Origin of the sequence: Flavobacterium johnsoniae UW101, from assembly GCF_000016645.1 — a bacterium.
Lineage (GTDB): Bacteria > Bacteroidota > Bacteroidia > Flavobacteriales > Flavobacteriaceae > Flavobacterium > Flavobacterium johnsoniae.
In genome coordinates this window covers 5862900-5887347 of sequence record NC_009441.1, presented here as the reverse complement: position 1 = coordinate 5887347, position 24448 = coordinate 5862900, and the positions used below count along the sequence as shown (strand labels likewise).

The 24448-nt window shown below is 31.9% G+C and carries 23 protein-coding genes; 6 read left to right on the top strand and 17 right to left on the bottom strand.

Annotated features, from left to right (window positions below; all coding sequences use genetic code 11):
* Window positions 1–160 precede the first annotated feature (160 nt).
* The 3 genes from FJOH_RS25130 to FJOH_RS25120 are packed head-to-tail and all read left to right on the top strand — an operon-like array spanning window position 161 to window position 5877.
* A complete protein-coding gene (locus tag FJOH_RS25130; protein WP_012026828.1) occupies window positions 161–1243 on the top strand; it encodes an efflux RND transporter periplasmic adaptor subunit in 1083 nt (360 codons plus the stop codon).
* A 34-nt stretch (window positions 1244–1277) separates the two neighbouring features.
* Complete coding sequence (locus tag FJOH_RS25125) at window positions 1278–4445, top strand: efflux RND transporter permease subunit (RefSeq protein ID WP_012026827.1); 3168 nt, start codon at window positions 1278–1280, stop codon at window positions 4443–4445.
* On the top strand, window positions 4438–5877 hold the full coding sequence (locus FJOH_RS25120) for a TolC family protein (protein WP_012026826.1): 1440 nt from the start codon (window positions 4438–4440) through the stop codon (window positions 5875–5877). The genes FJOH_RS25125 and FJOH_RS25120 overlap by 8 nt, the downstream gene beginning before the upstream one ends.
* A gap of 72 nt (window positions 5878–5949) precedes the next feature.
* Here the strand turns inward: FJOH_RS25120 and FJOH_RS25115 are convergent, their stop codons facing one another.
* The gene (locus FJOH_RS25115; protein WP_044048597.1) at window positions 5950–6699 is read right to left on the bottom strand and encodes a DeoR/GlpR family DNA-binding transcription regulator; all 750 of its coding nucleotides are present in this window, start codon (window positions 6697–6699) and stop codon (window positions 5950–5952) included.
* Window positions 6700–6787: 88 nt separating this feature from the next.
* On the opposite strand from FJOH_RS25115, the gene FJOH_RS25110 reads away from it, so the two are divergent.
* Window positions 6788–7321, top strand: coding sequence for a 5' nucleotidase, NT5C type (locus FJOH_RS25110; protein ID WP_012026824.1), 534 nt, complete (start codon window positions 6788–6790; stop codon window positions 7319–7321).
* A gap of 74 nt (window positions 7322–7395) precedes the next feature.
* On the opposite strand, the gene FJOH_RS25105 is transcribed toward FJOH_RS25110, so the two are convergent.
* The 16 genes from FJOH_RS25105 to FJOH_RS25015 form a co-directional block, all read right to left on the bottom strand.
* Complete coding sequence (locus FJOH_RS25105; RefSeq protein ID WP_012026823.1) at window positions 7396–9150, bottom strand: ATP-binding protein; 1755 nt, start codon at window positions 9148–9150, stop codon at window positions 7396–7398.
* A 56-nt stretch (window positions 9151–9206) separates the two neighbouring features.
* A complete protein-coding gene (locus FJOH_RS25100) occupies window positions 9207–9389 on the bottom strand; it encodes a hypothetical protein (RefSeq protein WP_044048143.1) in 183 nt (60 codons plus the stop codon).
* 1008 nt (window positions 9390–10397) lie between these two features.
* Window positions 10398–11750, bottom strand: a complete 1353-nt coding sequence (locus tag FJOH_RS25085; protein ID WP_012026822.1) for a GH1 family beta-glucosidase — start codon at window positions 11748–11750, stop codon at window positions 10398–10400.
* A 210-nt stretch (window positions 11751–11960) separates the two neighbouring features.
* Window positions 11961–12170, bottom strand: coding sequence for a hypothetical protein (locus FJOH_RS25080; RefSeq protein ID WP_012026821.1), 210 nt, complete (start codon window positions 12168–12170; stop codon window positions 11961–11963).
* Between the two features lie 10 nt (window positions 12171–12180).
* Entirely contained in the window at window positions 12181–12591 is a 411-nt protein-coding gene (locus FJOH_RS25075) for a hypothetical protein (RefSeq protein WP_012026820.1), read from the bottom strand.
* A gap of 37 nt (window positions 12592–12628) precedes the next feature.
* Entirely contained in the window at window positions 12629–12994 is a 366-nt protein-coding gene (locus tag FJOH_RS25070) for a DUF4359 domain-containing protein (protein WP_012026819.1), read from the bottom strand.
* Between the two features lie 126 nt (window positions 12995–13120).
* The gene (locus tag FJOH_RS25065; RefSeq protein ID WP_012026818.1) at window positions 13121–13327 is read right to left on the bottom strand and encodes a hypothetical protein; all 207 of its coding nucleotides are present in this window, start codon (window positions 13325–13327) and stop codon (window positions 13121–13123) included.
* 111 nt (window positions 13328–13438) lie between these two features.
* On the bottom strand, window positions 13439–13948 hold the full coding sequence (locus tag FJOH_RS25060; protein ID WP_012026817.1) for a hypothetical protein: 510 nt from the start codon (window positions 13946–13948) through the stop codon (window positions 13439–13441).
* Between the two features lie 2 nt (window positions 13949–13950).
* Window positions 13951–15693 (bottom strand): hypothetical protein, encoded by a 1743-nt coding sequence (locus FJOH_RS25055; protein WP_012026816.1) that lies wholly within the window; start codon window positions 15691–15693, stop codon window positions 13951–13953.
* Between the two features lie 3 nt (window positions 15694–15696).
* Window positions 15697–17241: a DUF4407 domain-containing protein gene (locus FJOH_RS25050; protein WP_012026815.1), complete on the bottom strand. Its 1545-nt coding sequence runs from the start codon at window positions 17239–17241 to the stop codon at window positions 15697–15699.
* Window positions 17225–18469: a DUF4407 domain-containing protein gene (locus FJOH_RS25045; RefSeq protein WP_012026814.1), complete on the bottom strand. Its 1245-nt coding sequence runs from the start codon at window positions 18467–18469 to the stop codon at window positions 17225–17227. The genes FJOH_RS25050 and FJOH_RS25045 overlap by 17 nt, the downstream gene beginning before the upstream one ends.
* Before the next feature lie 612 nt (window positions 18470–19081).
* Window positions 19082–19363, bottom strand: a complete 282-nt coding sequence (yidD, locus tag FJOH_RS25035; RefSeq protein ID WP_012026812.1) for a membrane protein insertion efficiency factor YidD — start codon at window positions 19361–19363, stop codon at window positions 19082–19084.
* Entirely contained in the window at window positions 19360–19593 is a 234-nt protein-coding gene (locus FJOH_RS25030; protein WP_044048134.1) for a hypothetical protein, read from the bottom strand. Before FJOH_RS25030 ends, yidD begins: the two co-directional genes overlap by 4 nt.
* A gap of 155 nt (window positions 19594–19748) precedes the next feature.
* The gene (locus FJOH_RS25025) at window positions 19749–20417 is read right to left on the bottom strand and encodes a response regulator (protein WP_012026811.1); all 669 of its coding nucleotides are present in this window, start codon (window positions 20415–20417) and stop codon (window positions 19749–19751) included.
* A gap of 6 nt (window positions 20418–20423) precedes the next feature.
* The gene (locus FJOH_RS25020; RefSeq protein ID WP_012026810.1) at window positions 20424–22130 is read right to left on the bottom strand and encodes a tetratricopeptide repeat-containing sensor histidine kinase; all 1707 of its coding nucleotides are present in this window, start codon (window positions 22128–22130) and stop codon (window positions 20424–20426) included.
* 63 nt (window positions 22131–22193) lie between these two features.
* Complete coding sequence (locus FJOH_RS25015) at window positions 22194–22391, bottom strand: hypothetical protein (protein ID WP_044048132.1); 198 nt, start codon at window positions 22389–22391, stop codon at window positions 22194–22196.
* A gap of 354 nt (window positions 22392–22745) precedes the next feature.
* Between FJOH_RS25015 and FJOH_RS26385 the strand changes: the two genes are divergently transcribed.
* Window positions 22746–23855 carry a hypothetical protein gene (locus FJOH_RS26385; RefSeq protein WP_012026809.1) on the top strand — a complete coding sequence of 370 codons (1110 nt, stop codon included), beginning with the start codon at window positions 22746–22748 and terminating at the stop codon, window positions 23853–23855.
* A 133-nt stretch (window positions 23856–23988) separates the two neighbouring features.
* Window positions 23989–24405, top strand: a complete 417-nt coding sequence (locus FJOH_RS25005) for a lipocalin family protein (RefSeq protein WP_012026808.1) — start codon at window positions 23989–23991, stop codon at window positions 24403–24405.
* Window positions 24406–24448 lie beyond the last annotated feature (43 nt).

Below are 24448 nucleotides of genomic sequence, written 5' to 3'. Positions count from 1 at the left end.
TCGGTTACCTGAGTTGGATCTCTGCGTATCTTGCTGTTGTATATTTTCTACTTCTGCTTATATCAAAGTTAAGGTCTGGACTAAGGCTGACTGATGCATTTTAACATCCAAAAGGAATTTTCATTCCAAAGCTTCAATCGCTTAATTTCCAAACTAAATCATGAAAAAAATCATTGTTTTCACAGGCTTAATGGCCTTGGTGTGCTTAACGAGCTGTACATCTAAAAAAGAAGAAAAAGAAGAAGTTGAAAAATTTACCGTTACCAATCCGGTTAAAATCGATACTTCGTTTACAAAAGAATATGTTTCACAAATAAAATCAGTTCGAAATATCGAATTGCGTGCCCAGGAAAAAGGGTTTTTACAAAATATATACGTTGATGAAGGACAGTTTGTAAAAAAAGGACAACTGTTGTTTAAAATTATGCCAAATATGTATGAGGCTGAACTACTTAAAGCACAGTCTGAACAAAAATCAGCAGAAATCGAATTGCAGAACTCTAAATTACTGGCAGATAAAAATATCGTTTCTAAAAACGAATTGAGCGTTGCTCAGGCAAAACTACAATCTGCAAAAGCAGAAGTATCATTAGCAAGACTTCATTTATCATTTACAGAAATCAGAGCTCCGTTTGACGGAACAATCGACCGTATTCCTTTAAAACTAGGAAGTTTAATCGACGAAGGCGAATTGCTGACAAGTCTTTCAGACAACAGCCAGATGTTTGCTTACTTCAACGTTTCGGAGCCAGAATATCTTCAGTATGAAACCAATATTAAAGATCGTGCTGATAACAAAGTGGCTTTAGTATTAGCAAACGGAGATATTTTTAAAGATAAAGGAAATGTTGAAGTTATAGAAAGTGAATTCAATAACGAAACAGGAAATATCGCTTTCAGAGCAAGATTCCCAAATTCTGGAAAATTACTTAGAAATGGCGAAACAGGACAGGTTCAAATGAATGTTCCTCTTAAAAATGCTATTGTAATTCCACAAAAAGCAACTTACGAAATTCAGGATAAAAAATATGTTTTTGTAGTAGGCAAGGACGACAAAGTTAGTTCAAGAGAAATTACAATTACTGGTGAAATCCCTGATTTGTACGTGATTAAAAGCGGTATTTCAGAAAATGACAGAATCTTACTTGAAGGTGTTCAGAAAGTAAAAGAAAACGACAAAATTAAATATGATTACCAATCGCCTAAAGAGGTAATGAATCATTTACGTTTAAAAGCAGAATAGGTTTACTGGGTTTTAATCATTAAAAAATACAAAAATGTTTAATAAATTTATTCAAAGACCTGTTCTGTCGATAGTAATATCGTTGATTATTGTCTTCTTAGGGGTATTGTCGGTATTGAATTTACCAATTACCCAATTCCCTACAATTTCACCGCCAATGGTGAACGTTACTGCAGATTATCCTGGATCTAACGGTGAGCTGATGATTAAGGCGGTTGTTATTCCGCTGGAAAGAGCTCTAAACGGGGTTCCGGGAATGAAATATATGGCTTCTGATGCCGGAAACGATGGTGAGGCTACAATTAAAGTAGTTTTTAATTTAGGTACAGATCCAAATCAGGCTGCTATTAACGTGCAAAACCGTGTAGCTTCTGTTACAAATAAGCTTCCTCCTTTGGTAATTCGTGAAGGTATTAAAATTACCCGTGAAGTACCAAGTATGTTGATGTACGTGAACCTTTACAGTACAGACAAAAATACCGACATGAAGTTCTTATACAACTATGCCGATATTAACGTACTTTCTGAATTAAAAAGGGTAAATGGTATTGGTTCTGGAGATATCTTAGGAACACGTGAATATGCAATGCGTATCTGGTTGAAACCAGACCGTATGTTAGCATATAAAATTTCTGCTGATGAAATAATGGAAGCATTATCTAGTCAGAGTTTGGAGGCTTCTCCGGGTAAAACAGGAGAGAGTTCTGGTAAACGTTCTCAGGCATTCGAATATGTATTAAAATATTCTGGACGTTTTACGACAAAAGAGCAATATGAGAATATTGTAGTAAAAGCTAATCCAAACGGAGAGCTTTTGAGATTGAAAGATGTTGCTAAAGTTGAATTTGGAAGCTCGATGTATGATATCTATTCTAATTTGAATGGAAGACCATCTGCAGCGATCGTATTAAAACAATCTTTTGGTAGTAACGCAAATCAGGTTATTGAAGAAGTTAAGGCTAAACTGGAAAAAATTAAACAAAGATTTCCAAAAGGAATGGATTATGAAATTTCGTATGACGTTTCTAAATTCCTTGATGCTTCTATCGAAAAAGTAATTCACACGCTTGTTGAAGCCTTTATTCTGGTAGGTTTAGTAGTATTCCTTTTCTTAGGAGACTGGCGTTCGACAGTAATTCCGGCAATTGCAGTACCTGTATCGCTAGTAGGAACTTTTGTGTTCATGACATTCTTTGATATTTCATTGAACTTGATAACGTTATTTGCTTTAGTATTGGCAATTGGGGTCGTCGTCGATGATGCGATTGTGGTTATCGAAGCTGTTCACGCCAAGATGGAAGAAGAACACCTGTCGCCGTTTAAGGCAACTAAAAAAGCTATGCATGAAATTGCGGGGGCAATTATTGCGATTACGTTCTTGATGGCGGCAGTATTTATTCCGGTTGCATTTATGTCTGGTCCTGTTGGGGTATTCTACAGACAGTTCTCTGTAACTATGGCAACTGCAATTATTCTTTCGGGTATTGTGGCATTGACATTGACACCAGCGCTTTGTGCGATGATGTTAAAAAACAATCACGGACAGCCTAAAAAGAAAACACCTGCAAATCGATTTATTGATGCTTTCAACGAAAAGTTCAACTTAGCACAAGGAAAATATCAAAATCTATTAGGGAAAATTGTTAACAGACGAGTGGTTACTATAGTGGCACTTCTAGTTTTCTGTGCCGGAACATGGTTAATAAGCAGCACAGTTCCTTCAGGATTTATCCCGAATGAGGATCAGGGAATGTTTTACGCTGTAATTCAGACACCGCCGGGTTCATCTTTAGAAAGAACTAACAATATTGCAGAAAGAGTTCAAAAAATTGCTGAAGATATCGACGGAGTAAAATCAGTTTCTTCATTAGCAGGTTATGAAATCCTTTCTGAAGGTACAGGAGCAAACTCAGGAACATGTTTGGTGAACTTGAAAGACTGGAATGACAGAAAAGAATCTGTAGTTGAGATTATGCATGAAATGGAGGAAAAATGTAAAGATATTACAGGTGCTAATATCGAATTTTTCCAACCGCCTGCTGTACCTGGTTATGGTGCTGCCGGAGGTTTTGAACTTCGTTTGTTAGATAAAACAGGTTCAGTAGATTATAAGAGAATGGAACAGGTAAACAATGATTTTGTAGCAGAATTAAACAAACAGCCAGAATTATCAAACGTATTTAGTTTCTACAGCTCTAGTTTCCCTCAGTACATGATGAAAGTCGACAATGATTTGGCACAGCAAAAAGGAGTTTCTATTGAAAACGCCATGAATACTTTGTCAACTCTTGTGGGAAGTAACTACGAAATTAGTTTTATAAAATTTGGTATCAACTATAAAGTAATCGTTCAGGCTTCGCCGGAATATCGTGCACAGCCAGATGATATCTTAAAATTGTATGTAAAAAATGATCGTGATGAAATGGTGCCTTTTTCAGCTTTTATGAAATTAGAAAAAGTATACGGACTTTCAGAAATTACACGTCATAATATGTATACCTCAACACAAATTAGTGGTTCACCAGCAGCAGGTTACAGTTCTGGTACAGCGATTAAAGTTATTCAGAAAATCGCAGCTGAAAAATTACCGAGAGGATATGACATTGACTGGGCTGGTATTTCTGCCGATGAGGTAGCACAGGGTAATCAGGCTATTTGGGTATTCCTGATCTGTTTAGGATTCGTTTACCTAGTATTAGCAGCACAATATGAGAGTTTTATTCTGCCATTATCAGTAATCTTTTCATTGCCTGCAGGTATTTTTGGAGCGTTCCTTTTATTAAAATTAACAGGATTAGAAAACAATATTTATGCTCAGGTTGCCATGGTAATGCTTATTGGTTTATTAGGTAAAAATGCCGTACTGATCGTAGAGTTTGCGATTCAGAGACATGCTGCAGGATTATCTGTTTTACAAGCCGCAATGGAAGGAGCAAAAGCAAGGTTCCGTCCAATTTTGATGACTTCATTTGCATTTATCGCGGGATTATTGCCGCTTACGTTTGCAACTGGTCCGGGTAAAATTGGTAACAGAACCATTGGTACTGCTGCTGCAGGAGGTATGCTTATAGGTACAATCTGCGGGGTATTTGTAATTCCGGGCTTGTATTTCATTTTTGCCAAAATTGCTGAGAAACACAAACTGGTAAAACATGAAGAAGAAAATCCATTAACAGAAGAAATTGATAACAATCATGTATAAAGTTAAAACATATCAATACAGTATTGCATTGGGCTTATGTCTTGCCGTGGCAGGATGTAAAGCTCCTGCAGCTGAAACAGCAAGTACAAGTGCTCCTGTTCCTGAAGCATTTGGAAACGTTAAATCTCAGGATACAACTAATACTGCAGCCTTAAAATGGAAAGATTTCTTTAAGGATCAAAATTTAGTTGAACTAATCGATATTGCGCTGAAAAACAATCAGGAACTGAATATGACTTTGCAGGAAATTGAAATTGCAAAGAATGATATCAGAGTTCGTAAAGGCGCTTTACTGCCAACAGTTGGTGTTCGTGCCGGTGCAGGAATCGAAAAAGTGGGTAGATATACAAGTCAGGGAGCAGGTGATGCTACAACAGAAATAAAACCTGGAGTAGAAACACCAGATCCATTACCGGATTATACCATTGCTGCTTATGCAAATTGGGAAGTAGATATCTGGAAAAAACTGCGTAATTCTAAAAAGGCAGCTGTAAACCGTTATTTAGCTACAGTTGAAGGTAAAAACTTTGTAATTACAAACTTAATTGCTGAAATCGCTGATTCTTATTATGAATTATTAGCTTTAGACAGCCAATTGGAAATCGTAAAACAGACAATTGAATTACAGAGCAATGCTTTGGAAATTGTAAAAGTTCAGAAACAAGCAGCTAGAGCTACAGAACTTGGAGTTCAGAAGTTTCAGGCTGAGGTTTTAACTTCAAAAAGTTTAGAGTTTGATATTCTTCAGAAAATTAAAGAAAACGAAAACAAAATCAACTTTTTGTTAGGACGTTATCCACAGGAAATAAAAAGAGAGAAAACCAATTTTACAGACTTGCTTCCGGCAGTTGTAAACTCTGGAATTCCATCTCAGTTACTTGCAAATCGTCCAGATGTTAAACAGGCCGAATTAGAGTTAGTAGCTGCAAAACTAGATGTAAAAGTAGCAAAGGCTGAATTTTATCCTTCATTGGATATTTCTGCTGCTTTTGGAGTTCAGGCTTTTAAACCTTCTTATTTGTTTACATTCCCTGAGTCAATTTTGTATTCATTAGCAGGAGATCTTGCTGCGCCGCTTATTAATAGAAATGCTATTAAAGCAGAGTTTTCAAGCGCTAATGCAAGACAGCTTCAGGCTTTGTACAATTACGATAAAACAATTTTGAATGCATATTTAGAAGTTTCAACACAACTTTCTAAAATCGAAAATCTTCAAAAAGGTTACGATTTAAAATCACAGCAGGTTGATGCTTTAAATAGATCAATTGATGTTTCAAATGATTTGTTTAAATCTGCGAGAGTAGATTATTTTGAAGTTTTGATGACGCAGAGAGATGCATTAGAAGCAAAACTTGAATTAATCGACACTAAAAAAGAACAATTAAATGCTGCGGTTCATGTTTACAGAGACCTGGGCGGCGGATGGAAATAATTTTGCCAATTAATTTGTAGAAAAAAAGCCTTTCGGAAGTGAAGTTCTGAAAGGCTTTTTTGTTTTATGAATTTAAAGAATGATCAAACCTGTATTTTGATACACTTTTAAAATTTCATCTTCTGGTGAAACATTCGTTACCAAAACATTAATATCTTTTATTGGGCAGACAAAATACGATTCTGCAGTTTCTACTTTTTCGATAGAACTTAATGCGATCACAAAATTAGAATTCTGAACCATGTTTTTTTTCAGCATTGAATCATCATATAAAATTCCGGTAACACCGCGTTCATGATGAATGCTGCAGATTCCTAAAATACACACATCGGCTCTAAAACTTCTAAAAAAGTCTACTGTTTCAATACTCGAAGTTGTGAAGGAAGTTTTGCACATTTTACCGCCTGCAAAAATTAAATCAATATTGGGTAAATCTTCAGCCAATGTCGCAACCGGAAAACTGTTGGTAATTACGGTTAATTTTAAATCATAAGGAAAACTGGCAACTAATGCTAAAGAAGTCGTTCCACCGTCAATAAAAACAACTTGTCCGTCTTTTAAATAAGAAATCGCTTTCTGCGCAATAATCTTTTTGTTTTCAATATCATGCTTTTCTCTCTTTCTGTAATGTAATGGAATAGGGGAAGGAGCAACCGCACCGCCGCGAACAGCTTTTAAAAGTCCCTGATCTGAAAGTTCTTTTAAATCACGTCTGATAGTATCTTCAGAAACACTTAGGTATTCGCTTAATTCTATGGAGGTTACACGATGTTCTTTAGATAAATATTCTAAAATTGCCTTTTGACGTTCTTCCTTTTTCATTTTATTTGCGGTTTTATATTGCAAAAATAAGTTAAAAATTGCAATAATTTGCAATTTTTGCATAATTTTACCGCAAAATAGAATTACAATGAAAAAGAAAACAATTGCAATAGATATGGATGGTGTTCTCGCTGATGTCGAATCGCAGATAATAGACCATTACAATAAAGCCTACGGAACCAATTTAACAAAAGAAGGTATTCAGGGATTAAGTGAAGAGGAAGCTTTTAAGGAAAGAGAATTGTTATTTGAAATTCTAAACAAGGATAATTTTTTTAGAACACTGCCTGTAATGCCAGATGCTGTTGAAAGTGTGCGTGAACTGCAAAAGAATTTTGAGATTTTTATAGTTTCTGCTGCAACAGAATTCCCAATTTCATTAGCTGAAAAAGTAGCCTGGCTTGGCGAACATTTTCCTTTTATTAAATGGGAAAACATTGTTTTATGCGGCAGTAAAAGAATCATCAATACTGATTATTTAATAGACGATCACTGCAAAAACCTAGATTACTGTATGGGTAAACCTATTATGTTTACTGCATTTCACAATATAAACCAAACGCATCATTTAAGGGTAAACAACTGGAAAGAAGCGGTTGCAGTTTTAAACGAAACATTATAAACTGAAAGGGTTATAATAGTTGTTTTTTGAAGATAAAGGCCTTTCGGGAATTCCTGAAAGGCTTTTTTAATTTGCTAAGAGGCAAACTTTTCTTTTACTTTAATATGAGTTTGCTGAGGCATGGATATTTTCACTTTAAATCCTTTACCGGGTTCTGTGTCAATATCAATAGTTCCATTAGCAGACAGGATGCGGTTTGTCATGTTTTGAAGACCGTTTTGCACGATCATGTTTTTATCACAGCCTTTGCCATTGTCCTTATAATTTATTGAAATTGATTTATGATCACTTTCAAATTTTATGACTACAATTTTTGCTTCACTGTGTTTTTTCATATTTACCATTAATTCCTGTAGAATTCGGCTGATGGTAATCTTTTTAATATCGTCAATGTTTTCCCAATGTATGTTTTCTAAATTGGTTGCCATGATATTTCTTTCACGTGTGTTATAAGCTGAGAGCATTTCTTTTATAGTGCGTGTAAAATTTGCTCCGGTATCTATACTATTATTCTCTCTGGAAATTCCTCTTACGCGGCTGTAAATATCATCTAATTTTTGCAGCAGATTTTCCTTGGTATTTTCTGCAGCTAAGGGCTGAGATTCAGTAAAAGCAATTACCTGGAAAACATCGTTTGCTAATTCATCGTGGATTTTTTTAGCAATTCGGGTTTCTGTGTTGTACGAAGTTTTAAATTCGATGGCTTTGTTTTTATTTTTATAATAGCGTATTAAGATCACTATTAGAATGACTAAAAAAACAAAAACAATCGCAAAAACAATTCTCAGATACTTGGCTCTTTGAAGTGACAATTGATTTTCTGCTTTTTCTAAACGAAGTTTTTCGTTTTCATCTTTTTCTTTTTTGGCATCATATTTAATTTTAGCAGACTTGTTTTTAAAATTATTTCGAACCTTGATGATGCTGTCATTTAATGTAAAGTACTTCTGAGTATACTTTGGAGTATTAGAAGTATTGTCGTTTGAAATTAGTATTTGCAGTGCTTCTAATCTTTCGTCAATGCTGTTCAGTTTTGTAGCAGCTTTGTAGGCTAAAAGAGCATTTTCATCCGATTTTTGAATATCTTTTTTAGAGTAATAATCGGCAAAGTGCAGATAGCTTTCTATGCTACCGTAAGTATCATTATTTTCAATTCTGTTTTGCAGACCTTCATTCATCAAATTGAGTCCTTTAACTTCGTCTCCGTTTTTAAAATAAGCATAACCCAAATTATCAAGTAGTACAGATTCATCACTTGTTTTAACTTTCTCCTTTAAATCTTTACTGGAAAAAGATTGTAAAAGAGAATCTAATATAAGGATAGCTTTATCGTACTTTTTTTGGTGAATGTAAACAGCTGCAATATTTTGTATAGGTGCTTGCTTTAAGAGAGGGTCAGTATATTCACTTGCTGCTAGTTTGTAGTAATAAATGGCATCATCATAAAGAGAAAGTTCTTTGTCTGCAACTCCAAGTTTGGTATTAATGCTGGCAGTGTAATCTCCCTTTTTTTTAATATATGGTAATGCTTCGGTGACAATCTCTTTACTGCCATAATAATCACCATTAATCTGATGAATTTCTGCAATTCGAATAAGTATATAGGAAATATTAGCACTGTCTTTTATGGTTTCATAAAGAGCTTTTGATTTATTAAACTGATAAAAAGAAGTATTGAATTTCTGTTGATCAAAACTTTCAATTGCTTTATTTCGCAAAGCAAAAGCCTCCTTTTGTATAGATTTATTTTTAAGGTTAATGGTTTCTTTTTCTTTGCAGGAAAAAAGAAAAAGCAAAATAAAAAAATAAAAAAACGGGGATCGTAACATTTAAATTTACTTTCCCCGAAAATAGTAATTAATTTGATACTAAAAATATTTTTTTATCATGGAGCTGGTGGAGGTGGAGGCGGTGCTCCACCTGGAGTATCACCAGGACCATTGGGCTCGTAAGCCGATGGTGTACCAACTTTTTCATTTTTTTTTGTTGTAGTCTCATACTCATCAGGAGTACAAGAAAATATCGTGAACAATAACGCAAAAGCGATAAATAGTATTAGTTTTTTCATTTTGATTTATTTTAAGAAATTAGACATAGGTATTGCTGTCCGGAATGACCCAGAGGCTTTTGTGACAATACCAAATTGATTTTGGGAAGTGCAGTGTGCAGAACAGTAAGACGTTATTTATACTTCCCGAATAAACTCGGTCTTACGGTTTTTTACACTCTTAATTAGAACTAGTTTTAACGATTGTTTTAGTCTGCAGACAAAACTTGAACTAATTTCTTGGTGCAAAGTAAAGGCGGTTTCAGGCCTTTACAGGCAAGGGATTCCCAGAATTCCCGCGTTTTCCCGGGATTCCCGGAAATTCCCGCAAAAAAGGATACAAAGTCTAGTTTAAATTATTAAATGGTATTTAAGCTTAAATAAATCTCTATACTATATAGATGGAATAAGTCCGCTAAAAGTTGGGTGCGAACGATTAAAAAATGCAGAAATAATACAGAATTAAAGTAAAAATTGGAGAGGACGATAAGAAGTTAATTTCAGAAACCGTAAATATTGGCATATAGAAATAATGTTTTGGTGAAAAATGAAAATGAAGACTCGAAAGAGATTCCTAAAAAGGAAGTCTTTGGGGGAAATTTTAAAATCTGTTTTCTAAAAAAAGCTCAGAAAATAGATTTCCGTAAAATAATTATAATTACGGACAGAGTTTGTCCCGATGTTTTCTGCGTGATTGTATTTTACGCAGACGAAAGATTAGAAGAAATAATTTCGAAATGAAATTCGAAGGTATTTTAAAAAATAAAATGCTTGAAGAGATAAAAAGAATAATTTTTTGAAGTGAAATTTTGGCATGTATTTGTTGTTATTTACATAATAAAGATAAGAAAAAAATACCGAAAAACCTAATAAAACCGGTGGTTTTTGTCGTTTTTTTGAGTCTTTTTCTAATTTTATATTCACCTTATTTCATAATCAAAACGTATTATCTTAAAAACAAAAAATCCCGCCTATTAACAGCGGGATTTTTTGTTTTTCGATAAAATGAAATATTTTTATTGACAGAGTTTAAGATAAAAAATCTTTAAACCATAATCCTGAGTTTTTAATGGTTCTTTTTTGAGTTTCGAAATCGACATGAATTAGTCCGAAGCGAGCGTTGTAGCCTTCGGCCCATTCGAAGTTATCAGTTAAACTCCACACAAAATACCCTTCTACATTTAGACCATTTTTTTTGGCCTTTAAGATTTGTTCTAAATGGTCCTGAATATAATGTGTTCGTTTAATGTCGAATACTTTTCCGTTTGTAACCGTATCTGGAAAAGCCGCGCCGTTTTCGGTAATAATGATTTTTTTGATTTTATCGTATTTATTGAATTTCTCCAGAACATGGTACAATGCCGGAGGATATACTTCCCAGCCCATTTCGGTAGAAATTACATTCCTTTTTTCGGCACTCACTAATTCGGCACCAATGTAGGGAGTAAGGATAGAAGATTTTACAACTTCGCGGGTATAACACTGTAATCCAATAAAATCAAAGTCGAAATCGAGATTGTTTAAATCGTCTTCTAAAATATAATTGTTGAGTTTTTTAAGTACCGGAAGATCTTTTTGCGGATATCCTAATCCTAAAATAGGTTCGATAAATGTTCTGTTGAGTAAAGTATCGACACGTTTTGCGGCTTCAACATCTTTCGCGCTTTCTGTTGCCGCTTCAATATGCGTACATGAAAAAGTCGTTCCTATGTTTGCTTCTGGAACCTTGTTTCGTAATATCCTGGCGCCGGCAGCTGTCGCTAAAGTAACGTGATGCATGGCTTTTAGATAATTTGTGATTCCTTTTTTTCCAGGAGCGTGAATTCCTAAGAAATAACCAGCTCCGGTAAAAACAGATGGTTCATTGATTACCATCCAGTTTTTGACACGATCACCAAAATACTGCGCACAAACTTCTACATATTCTGAAAACCAGTTAACCGATTCACGGTTAGTCCAGCCTCCTTTTACTTCTAGAGCGTGCGGTAAATCCCAGTGGTAAAGCGTTATCCAGGGTTCGATTCCAGATGCCAGCAGAGAGTCTATAATTTTATTGTAATAATCAATTCCTGCCTGATTTACCGGATGAACTCCAGTTGGCATAATTCGGGGCCAGCTTATAGAAAACCTAAAATTTGGAATATTCAATTCCCGAATCAAGTCTATATCATTTTGGTACGAGTTATAGAAATCGCAGGCAGTCAGGGCATGATGTCCGTTTTTTATTTTTCCTTTTTGAGAAGTAAAAACGTCCCAAATAGAAGAACCTTTTCCATCAGAATCATGTGCTCCTTCAATTTGGAAAGCAGCGGTAGAAACACCCCACAAGAAATCTTCCCCAAATTGGTTTTTGTTCAAAAATGAGTTTTCAATTTTATTCATTCAATAGTGCTTTCCTTTATTTTTAATGGCTTATTAGTGTAGGAAAGAAGATTGCATAGCTCTTAAAAAAAGCCATTCTTTGAATGATACCAGGAATTTTAGATTAAAGAATTTCATAACGATTAGTTTTATATCAAATTAATAAAATCAATGTGAATTTATTGTAAAGTCATTATTATCAAATAATTAAATATAAAAATGGGAAGATAATTAATCTTCCCATCCGCATAATGTTAAACCAAGCCCCTGAGCTTGTTTAAGCGATGTTTTTACTATTTCGCTGCGACAGCTCGATAAACCCCGGCAGTTTTCTTTTAGATGATATTTTTTTGCTCCGGTCGATCCGCAGATAAATACGCTGGCTGGCGGCGGAGTAAAAGATACGGTAAAAACAAAAAGTAAGAGTAAAGTGTATTTCATGAGATCGTTTTTATTTTACGATTAAATTGTATTCGTTTCCTTTTTTATCGAGCGCTTTTAATTTTCCGTATGAAATCCATTCGGTATTAATTTCAATCTCGGCAACGGTGTCGCCAATTAAAATTCCGGCGCCGTATTTTCCCTGAACATTTATATTGCCAAAAACCGAATCGCCATTGATGTTTATTCCTTTTACATCATAATTGTATTTATAATTTCCGGGATTTCCGGTTCGGTATTCGTACTTGTAAGTGTTATTAACATGATACGTTTTGGCTTCTTCCGGCGTAATCGTTTTACGGTCATCTGCTGTAATTGCTGATTGGTAAAAAGTATTTATCTGGGCTGGAAGAGGAGCAGATGCTTTTTCGCAGGAATAAAATATAAAAAGCAACAGTAAGATGAGGTAGTTTTTTTTCATAGGCGCTTGTGGTATTTGGTTAGTTTTAAAATCTTTTTTACTGTTTTATTGCTTCATCAATTTTACTAGATAAAAAGATATTTCCTAAAATACCAAAACCAATAGTTTTAGTTTTTCCTTCAACGGTAACATTTGTTGTAGAAAAAAGGATGTAATTTGAAGATGAAACCATATTATCTACCATCATGTTTATCATCGATTTTGCTAATGCATTTCCCATTAAGCTGCCAGCTGCGGATAATTCATCATTTTGATTCGTTTTTTCTTTGCTCATTTCTTTTTCCAGAAACGCATTCATTTTCAATTTTACTTCTTCTTTGTGTTTTTCAGTACTTGGGTTTGTTAACGCTGTAATTAATAAGAATATACAAACTCCGATAATTGCATAATGCTTCGTTTTCATGGTGCTTTGGTTATAGATTAGTATTTCATTATATCAATAAATCTCTTTAACTATAAATTTAATATTTGAGAGATTTTCTTCCCTCTCATGTTTAATTTAAGAGGGAAGAATAAAGTTCATTCTAGTTTAACTAGTATGACATTCTTTGCAACAAGTTTTACATCCATTTGATTTGGTATAAGTTTTTTTTGCTTCAGTAACAGCATCCTTACAGTTCGAAAAGATTCCTAAATATTTTCGATTTTCAGGTAATGGTAAATAAATACAATCTCCAGTATGAACTTCGTGATCACCATTTGATTGAGCGTTTTGATTTACATAATAATTTTTCATGATTTTAAAAATTTAATTAAAAAAATATTTGTTTTATTCAAATGTAAAACCGATTAAAATCAGTATTTTATGGAAAACCATAATGTGATAAATTTACCACTTCATTTATAATTAATGATAAAATGGAGCATCTACAGTTGGAACAAACCATTTTAAGAAATGTTCGAAAATGCTAATTAGAGAAAAAGTAAATAGGATCAATAAAAATCCTTTTATAAGGTAATAACCAATGTTTTCCTTTTCAATCTCAATACTGTCTAATCTTTTACCAAATGATAATTGCTGTATTTTTTCAACTGTAAAATAAGATGTGAAAGTGAAGAAAAATGTAAAGCCAATAAAAAGTGTAATTTTTTGCATTGATGTCAAAAATGTATTTTCTATTGTTTTAGAGTAAATGATTATTTCAATAGAATTTTCAATTAATTCTAAAGCCACTTTTAAAAATAGAAAATAACTAATTAAAATAGAGACATACCATATTGTGTATGAAATTTTTATTTTTTCTTGTTCCTCATGTTTAATATTTAATTTTTTGGTTAAAAATTGGATTGACATTAACATTAATAAAGTTGAAACTATTGCTACAAGGCAAGTGAAAAATAAACTTTGTTTGTCCATGATTATTTTGATTTTAGGGAGATTCTCCAGTTATTTAAATTTGAAATTTCATTTGGTATATTTCCGGGTTTAGCATTTGGAGCTGTTGTTTCCCACAGAATATATTTTTGGCCATTATAGTCATAGGTAGCACCATTAATTGGTAAATTAATCCCAATTATTGAGTGTCCGTAAAATTCACTACTCATAAGTGCAATATCATAATTATAATGGCTTAAAATACCGTATAATAATAATGTGCGTGTGTCGCAATCTCCTTTTAGATTGACTAAAAATTCTATGGGAGTATTGATCCCGAACCGTTGGTTTCCACTGCAATCTCCTTTATTGTTTAAAAGATAATTTTTTGTAAAGCGATCACTGTATAAATTAGAATTGCAGTCTTTATCAAGTACTATAGCATATGGTATATCTTGAACAAATGTTACAATCATTTCAGCAAATTGTATCTCGTTTAATTTTTTTGCTTTACCAATACTATCAAAAAGTTTAAATAGACTATTAAAATTATTTTTATCAAATTCTTTTAAATCAAAAATAACCTTATCATAAGCATTTATAGTATTTGAGCTTAAAGGAAGACTTTCTTTGAACAAATGTGCTTTCTTATAATCGCTTAACTTGATTTTATATTCACCTTCATATTTGTTTCCAGAATAATCTCTCCAAGATCTATATCTTGTTATGATACTATCATTTTCAATATTTTGGTCTTCATGTCTAGTTTCGTCAATAGGAATATATGGGGCTACTTCTCTTGGTGAATCAACAATTAGAGGTTTTGGATTATATGTATGTGATTGTTTACTAATAGAATGGATTAGAGAGGCAATAAATCCGATTAAAAATAATATTCCAATTATTCTAAAGAATGGTTTGAAAAATGATACAAGATTACCCAAAACTAGAATAATTATGAAAAGAGCAATAATATATAAAATGCTTGGTAATATAAATATAAGAAATGCTAATCCGAATAAAATACCAAGAATTCCAAAACCTTGACTTGCACACCCTGGATTGCTGTTAGTATTATGAGCTCTAAAATTTAATGGTTGACTATTTTTTAAATATTGCCAATTACCCCAAACATTATGATTATGATTTTTGCATTTATATTCTCTTCGGATATAATTGTTTTTAATTTCTGTTCTGCCTGTTTCAATATTACTACATACACAAATTGAGGGAGATTCTGAAATACTAGTTACTTCATCTTGAACTAAAATAACTTTCTCTTCAATTTCACTTGTTTCATCAATAATATATCCTGTAATGTAAGCATTAAATGATCCAAAAATTTCATCACCTTCTGTTTGATGAAGTTTTCTTATTATTTCAAATTCAAATAATTCAGGTTCTAACAGATTTACTCCAAATAACTTTTCATTCGCATTTATTGTTACGGCAAGATCTCTAGGTAATTTTTCTTTTGGAAATTTTTCACCTTTTATTCTTTTCCTCTTAATAACATTTTCAAAATCTTTAGGAAAAATGAAAGGTTTGTTAGCTCTAAAGTCATCTCGACTTTCAGTTATTACATTTGCTTCATAAATTTCAAAATCAAATAAATCAGCTTTTTCATAATCGTCATCGATTTTAATCCCTCTGTATTTTCCTGAAATAATTCCTTTCAAATATGTTTTTCTTGGTATTAGAATTTCATATGTGATTTTTTTATAGGCTAGATTATCTTCTCCTATAAAAGTTTCTTCATTGATGATATTTACTATTTTATCTAGCATTTTCTAATCGTTTTCAGGTTTTTGATCGTAGAGGAAGTCTAGTAGTCCTTTTTCATTATTTGAAATCTTTGTAATTAATCTCATTTTAGTTCTAAAAGGAGAATCTAACCAATATTCATATTTACGCATTTCTTCATCAGTATATTCTTTATTAATTGATCTTTCGATTACACTATACTTTTGAAAATTAAAATGCTTTAATTTGTCTAATAATGGCCTTAGTCTTTTTAAAGATTCTTTGTTGAAAGATGATATATTATGAGAGAGGATTTTTGTAAATACCTTTTTTGAATTTTCGTACTCTTCTAGAATAATTCGATGCTCGATTAACATTCGTTGGAAATAATAATCTGACGTATTAATACTGTTTATATTAACTGATTTTATTTTACTTTCTAGCCAATTAAAATCTGTTGTCTTTATAAGTTCTTCTCTTAATTTAACAATATCACGTTCATTTCTTTCATTGGTTTTAAATATTCTCGAACATAAATTACGTGCTTTGTATTTAGAGTAAATTGGGAAAACAAATACTAAACAAACAATTACTGTAATAATCCATGAAATTGGATTTCCAGTAAATAACAATTGAATTGTTTTTACATAAAAATTGCTTTTATTTAAAAGATTATTTAAAGAATTATAGTTATCAATCTTATTTGTGACTAAAGTATTTAAATTGTTTTTGAAATTATCAAAATCTGATTTTAGTGAACCACCTATAGCTATAGAATTAATATCTATTATAAAATTCTTATCTGATGTTAATTCATTGGCTAATAAATTTTCGAGGTCATTTAATATTTTTATTTTCTGTAATTCCTCTTTATTACTTAAACTAAATTTTCTGTCAATTTTATTAAATTGAGTTAATTTCTTTATTGTGTTGATAACGAATAAACTATCTGTTTTAATTTTTGAATTTATTATGCCAATTTGATTTTGAAGGGATTTTGTTTCTGCATAATTTAACTGACTAATAACCTTGTTATTAAATTCTTTTCGATTAATAAGTTCTTCTTTAATTAATTGACTGTTTGTTAATGTGTATAGTTTAATTCTTTCCGAGATTTTATGTTTTTCAATATCATTTTGTACGGAGTGTGAGAGCAGATATACGCTTAAAGGTTGAGCAATAATGATCGCTAATAAAGTCATGAAGCCAATTCTCAAAATCATGGAAAGATTTACAAAACTGTTTTGGTTCGTATTTATTTCGACATTGTTATTGGAGTTTTTGCTCTTTTTTCTTTTTGATGATAAAGGAATTATTGCTGGTGAGATAGTATGGAGTAATAATAAATACATATTTACAACTACTGCTCCCCAAATAAAACCAATTGTGATGCCAAAAAAATGAGCTCCATTAAATAATGAAATAATAAAAAAAGTTGCACTGAAAAAACATCCAATAAATATTAGAAGAACAAAAAAGCCAAGCAATGCAAATCTTGTCTGGATTCGTTTATTACATCTTTTTAAAATGTAATTATCTTCTCCAGAACATGTAAATAAAAAAAGCCGAATTTCGTTAACTGCTTTGTTCATTTTTTTCGATTGAATTTATATAAGCATCCAGATTGTTATCTATTTTACTCATTTCTCTTTCTTTATACTTTTCAACAGCATATTTTGTAAGCTCCTTTTGAATTTCTGTAACTTTCATTTTTTCAAAAATTAACTTTTCAGCCTCATGATTAATCACTAAATGTTTTTCTACTCCCTGTTTATCTTTGTAGTAATCATATTTTACCTCAATTCCGTATTCTGCCTTAATTAATTCATCACGGTTTTCAGCCAAATAGTCATAAGTCGTTTTGGTTAACATTAGCTTGAAAAAAATAGGAGTAAGTTCTATTGCCATGAATAGTAAAGTGATAAAAAGAGAAATCCAAAAACCGGCTACTTCATGAGCAATTTTTATGCGTTCAAGTAAACCATCGAGACCATTCGCTATTTTTGTATTATCTGCTCTGGCTTTGTCTTTTTCTATTCTTAGAATATCTTTTCTTTTATTTAGTTCAGCTAAATCTTTTCCATTTTGTTTGTCAAAAGTTGCTAATTGATTGGTTAGATCATCTAATTGCGATTTTAATGCTCGTGATAAAGGGCCATTTCCAGCGGGTACTTTTTCTCCTTTACCCATTAAATTATCAGTATAAGCTTGTTCTGCAGCTTTAATTCGTTCATTTAATGCAGTCCTTTCTTTCGCAATAGTTCCAAATTCTGCAGTTAATAATTTTTCTCGATCTGAATAAGTTTTATCTACTTTTTTTTGATATTCAGCTTGTTGTTCAAGTTGTTTTTCTCGTAGTTTTATGTCAATTTCGGTTTTAAACATTCTAATTTCAACAGGTTTTGAAATTGTCATAGCGATGATCATTCCCATTAAAATTCTAGGAAGTGCACTTTTTAGTTCGCCTATAGTAATAGCTTCAGTTCCATCTCCTTTACCAGTACTTGTCACAATGAAACGATCAATGTTGAATATCATTAATCCCCAAACAATTCCAAAGAAAAATGCTATACAAATAGTTTGTAAATCAATAGGATTATCAATTGCAGATCCTCTTGGCTCAAATATGGTATAAAAGGCATACCCGCCTGCAATCCCAGCCAAAGCTCCAGTTGCAAAAACAATTCCTCCCAAACACATGTATTTTATTTGGTCAGAATAGGTAGCTCTTTCAAGTAAATAACGATCTCCTCCAGCGCATTTCCACAGAAATCGCATTATTGCACTAGACTCAGGTAGTTTGTAATATTCTCGTGTCATATAAATTCGTTTTGGTTATAAGTATTATGATTGAAATTGACTGCTTGATTTTTTATACTAACTTTTGATGTTTTTATCTCCGGTTTTGAAATAGAAATCTCTATTGAAGGATGAGTTAATTGAGGAATTTGATTATGTTTCAGATTTAAAGAAAGATTTGAAAAATTCGTTTTGAAACTTTGATTTTCTATTTTTAAAGAGGGCTCAAATGTTAACGAATATTTCTTTTTCCTAAAGAAACCATGAACTATTATATCCATGTTTGGAGAGATATTTTCAAGATTGAAAATTTTGATGCTTTTTTCTAAAGTTTTTTTATTGTTAAATGAATACCACAAGGCATTATTGAAATCGTACTCAATGATAATAAAACTGTTTTTGAACAAGTAATTTGTTCCGTAATTCAATTTTAAAAGTTCAATATTTTTATTTCTTTTAAAGAGAACAATAAAGAATCTTACCAATACTATTTTAGTAAAGGTGATCTCTTTGAATAAATATTTTAGATATTGTGAAAGCAAAATTTCAAAGCTTTAGGATAAATGATATTCGATAAATCTAATTAGAATTGGCTCCTGCTGAAAGAGTACAAATACCTGATTTTGTTTGGACTTAAGTAATTAATCTTTCGGCAATTTCTTCCTTCTCAATTATTATTTGTGAAGGAAGAATCATTTGAATTTTGTTGTTGATTGGATTTTGAAAAATTGAAAAATTTCCTCTACAGTTTTTGTATCTAAATTGAAATGCTTTTATGCCTTTTAAGAATCCTTCTTTTCTGGTTGTTTCAAATACATAATGGGAACAAGATTTTTTAAAAATGCATTTTCTTCTGCTCGATTGTGGAATTAAAAACCAATACAATCGAATAATTAATAGAATTAAATATTTCATTTTTTCTGAAAAACAACCATTTGGCTATTTGTTGTGTAACCTGGTTTGGCTCCAAATCCAAAACAGCCATTATCTGGGTGGACAAATGTTGATACGCTTTCTAAACGTACATATTCCCAACTTTGATTTGTGTAATTTTTTATTAAGCTTTCAAGTTGCTCAGCTACGTGATTTGAAGTTCCTTTTTTTGGATCGATTGAAGCTACGAATGGTACTACTTTGTATTCCATAATTTTTGATTTTAATTAATATTTAAATTGTTTTGTAATTCAAAAGTAAAACCAATCAAAACCAGTATATTACGGAAAACCATAATCTGAAAATTTTAAATTTCAGGAATAAAAAAAGCTCCCGAAGGAGCTTTGAAAATGAAGTAATTGGGAGTTTAAATAATTCCCATATCTTTTGTAATCGAAACCAAATGAACGGTATTATTGGCTTTAAAAAAGTCTTTGAGTTTTGCTAATCTTTTTTCCATGGCACTTTTACTGTTTGGTTTTACATCGCTGTTTTTAAAAATTTCGATAATTTCATCCTGCGACGTTCCGGCTGATAAATATTTTAGAATTTTAATATCGACATCGTCAATTTCGAAATTGTTTTTTTCCAGTAATGCCGAAGCAACTTCCGGAGAAATAAATTTTTGATCGGAAGTTGAAATAATACTAATCGCTTTTTTTAACTCTTCGATACTATTTAAACCTTTTAATACAAAAGCATCTATTTCGGCATCTTCAAAAAGTGATTTAATGCGGTAACTTTTATCTTCTACCGAGTAAGCAATGATTTTAATATCCGACTGCAGTTCTCGAACTTTTTGAACCAGTTCGTCTCCACTGGTAATGTCAGATTTGCGATGATCTGTTTTAAAAGAAAGATCGCTGATTAATAAATCATAAGGTTCATTTTGCTGAATTGCAGCGCGTATTTTTAGAAATGCATCATCGCAAAATCTGGAATGTTGAAAATTGACAATATTTAAATCTTTTAAAACTTGTTGAATTCCTAAATTCATTGCGTCGATATCTTCAGCAATTATTACTTTTTTAAACATAGGCTTTTATTTAGGCATTGTTATTTTTACTTTAAAACCTTTATCTGGTTCAGTTTCAAAAGTAATAGTTCCCTTTATGGCTAGAATACGGATTTCCATATTTTGCAGACCATTTTTGATAATTTTTGATTTTTCGCAGCCTTTTCCATTATCCGAGTAATTTATAAATAAGGTATTTGAACTGCTTTCAAATTTTATAACAACGATAGAAGCTTCGCTGTGTTTTTTCATATTAACCATTAATTCATGTAATACACGCTGAATGGCAATCTTTTTTAAATCTTCAACCGAATCCCAATTTATTTTTTCGATACTATTAATAATAACGTTTGTTTGAGGACTATTATAGGTAGAAAGCATTTCCTTTAAATAATTGGGGTAATTAGGTCCGGTATTGATATCATTATTTTCACGAGAAATTCCGCGTACTCGTGAATAAATATCATCGAGTTTTTGTAACAGGTTTTCTTTGTTATTGTCGTTGGTTAAGGGCTGAGTTTGTGTATATGTTATCGCATGAAAAACATCATTTGCTAATCCGTCATGAATGTCTTTGGCAATTCGGGTTTCGGTGTTATATGCTGTTTTTATAGCAACAAGTCGAGTTTTGTGTTTGTAACGTTTTCTTAGATAAAGACCTAATGACACAAGAGAAATTAAAGTGGCAATTATGGTGGCAAATAAGATTACTTTATCTTTTTCGGCTTCTTTCAGCGCTACTAAATTTTCAGCTTTTTCTAGTCGAAGTTTTTGGTTTTCATCTTTTTCCTTTTTCGAATCGTATTTAATTTTTGCGAATTTGTTTTTAAAGTTGTTGCGGATATTTGTGATGCTGTCGTTTATTGCTATATATTTTTTTGAATATATTGTACCTGATCCATTAGAAATTAAAATTGCGAGCGATTTTAGACGTTCATCTACGCTGTTTAATTTACTGGCTGTTTGATAGGCCTTTTCAGCATATTTATTTGATTTTTGGAGATCGGTTTCTGAGTAAAATTCTGCCAGATGTAGGTAACTTCCAATACTTCCATAAGAGTCATCAGCTTGTATTCTTAATTTTAATGCTTCATTTAGAAACTGAAGACTTTTATCCTTAATTCCTTTTTTAAAATAAGCAAATCCAAGATTGTCCATAACTCTCGATTTACTTTTTACAAATTCATCAAGTGCTTTTGTGTCTAAAATGGATTCTAAAATTTTAATTGCCTTATCGTATTTTTTCTGCTTAATGTAAATAACGGCAATATTGTTTAACGGAGATTGTCTTGATGCCTCATCTTTAGCATCTTTTAAAGCTTCATTGTAATAAAATACGGCATCATCATAAAGTGAAAGTTCTTTGTCTGCAATACCAAACAGATTATTAACTGGAGCTTTATAGTCATCGTTTTTTTTAAAGAAAGGTAATGCTTCGGTTAAAGTCTCTTTACTGCCATAATAATCACCATTTATTTGTTGAATGGTGGCCATTTGAAGTAAGTTGAAAACTATATTTGAGCTGTCTTTTGCGGCTTCAAATATTACTTTTGATTTATTAAAATAATAAAATGAGCTGTTGTAATTACTTTTTTCAAGTTCATTCAGTGCTTTTTCCTGCATAAGTTTAGCCGTTTTTTTGGAGATATTGGGCTTAATCAATGCAGGTGTTTTCTCTTTGCAAGAAATAAAAGAGAGTATAATAACTACATAAAAAAACGGGGAACGCAGCATAAAAGTTACTTTCCCCGAATTTAACAATATTTAGTAATTAATTTAATATTGCGGCTTTATTTATTATTTTTTTGGTGGTTTAACATTAATTGGATCATCATCTGGTCCTGGAGGAGGTGGATCGCTGGCTTGACCGCCATTAGGAATTACCTCTTTTTTTACCTCAGTCTTTTTTGTTTCATTTTCGAATTCGTCAGCAGTACAAGAAAATAATGTAGTTGACAACAGCGCGCACGCTCCCAATAGATATAATGTTCTCATTTTTTTTAATTATTAAAGGATTAAACATTGGGTATTGCCTGCCGGAACTTTTCCGGATTTTGTGTTAGGAGCAATACCAAATTTGTTTGGGAAGTGAAGTGCGTAGAACTATAAAACATTATTTATACTTCCCGGATAAACTCCGTTTTACGGTTTTCCACACTTGTTGATTGAACTAGTTTTGTACATTTGTTTTTGACCTGCAGATCAAAACGTTAACTAATTTTGTTGAAGCAAAGTAACAACGGTTTAGAGCCTGTATTGATACGGATTTCCGGGATTTCCTGATTCTCCGATGACGTCCGATAAAAACTTGAAAAAACCGATAATAAATCCTGAAAATCCTAATAGCTTATGAGAAAAATTACTCAAGATGATATTCAAAGTGACTATAAAGAAGCGATTCGAGAGAAATATAGAGTTGAAAAAAATGAAGGAAAATATTCTGATTACTTAAGCAATCCTTCACAAGCAGCTTTAAGAGATTTATGCTGGGAAATTTTCAATTTAGAACCTACAGTCGATGACCTTGCAGTATATCGTAACTTTTTTAAAGCTGATTTTATCCCAAGAGAGGTAGATACTTCACAGCAATACACAGATAAGTTTAAAAAGGTAGGTGCTTTTTTTAAAGCGGAAAGAGAAACAGCTAAAATTAGTACGGTTGAATTAGCAGCAATTTTGGTAGATTTTCAACCTAGACCTTTTAATAAGTTTAGAAAAGAAATTGATCCACAGAATTTGAAATTGATAGAAGAACTAAGAAAAAACAAACATTACAAGCCTGAAATTTCTTCTAATGGTTTTATTGATGAGGTCGAAATTAAAAAAAAAACTAATTTAAAAACCGAGGAAACAGAAAAAGAAAAAACATACGTGCCTCTCCCATTTATAGCAAAAGACAGTTATGGTGCTAATATAAAAGAATATGAAATTACACAGACTTCTCAATCTGAAACAAATCCTACCGAGAGTAATTGTGATGAAACAGATAAATCTAAAGCACAGGAATCTAAACCAAAAAGGGAAAAGCTTTTTAGGAGAATTAGACAGATTTTATTTGAAAATTTCCTAAAACGATTAGGAAAAACAGCTGCGGTTATTATTTTAATTTTTTGTTCAATTGGTGGAGTAGTTTATTTTGCCTTCTTTAAAAAACATTGTATGCAGTGGACAGGTGATCATTATGAAATTGTAGATTGTTCTTCTAAAATAACACCAGGTTCTTGTGTAATAATTCCACTTGATGAAAGCCTATTAGATTTTAGAAAATTAAATGCTTGTGACACTACAACTTGTTTTAAGAAAAATGGAGAAGCTTTTGTTTGGTATGGGAAAACAGCAAATGGTGTTGATTTTTTTAATGATAATGGCAACGGAAGACATCCAGAAACAAATGTATCTTTAAGACCGGTAACAAATTATATGTTTAATAAATATTTAAAGGGCAAGCCATGTGAGTAGCAATTTTTAAAAATAATTTTATAAATCTCTAAAATGCGATTTATGTAATAAATTCTTTAAATCATGAAATTTTTTGTAAGTATATCCTTTTAATTTAGCATTATTAAATTAAATCAATAAAAAACAAATCAACATGAAAAGTAGAAGTATATTATTCGTATTAGCCTTAAGCGTGGGAATGTTCGCAACATCTTGTAGTAACGATGACAATGAAGGAGAAACAATAGTTCCAATTCAAGGGAAATATAACTTGCGCCAAACAGGGACAATTATTAATGGACAGGAAGTTTTGGTAGATGCACCGCAAAATCAAAGTGGATGTCCTGGAGATTATTTAGATCTAAGATTAAGTAATACTGCTGTAATGGGGGATTATAATGGGTCTGATTGTGCTTTAACAGAAACTACAGGTACTTATGTAAGATCTCATAACGATTTAACGATTACTGTTGGTAATGTAAGTTCAACAAGCGATATCATGAATTTAACTAATAAAGAGTTAAAAATTAAAGACAAAACTACTGGTGTAATTACAGTTTACAGCAGATAGTTAGATTGAATTAGTGGAAATAAAAAACGGAAATAACAATAAA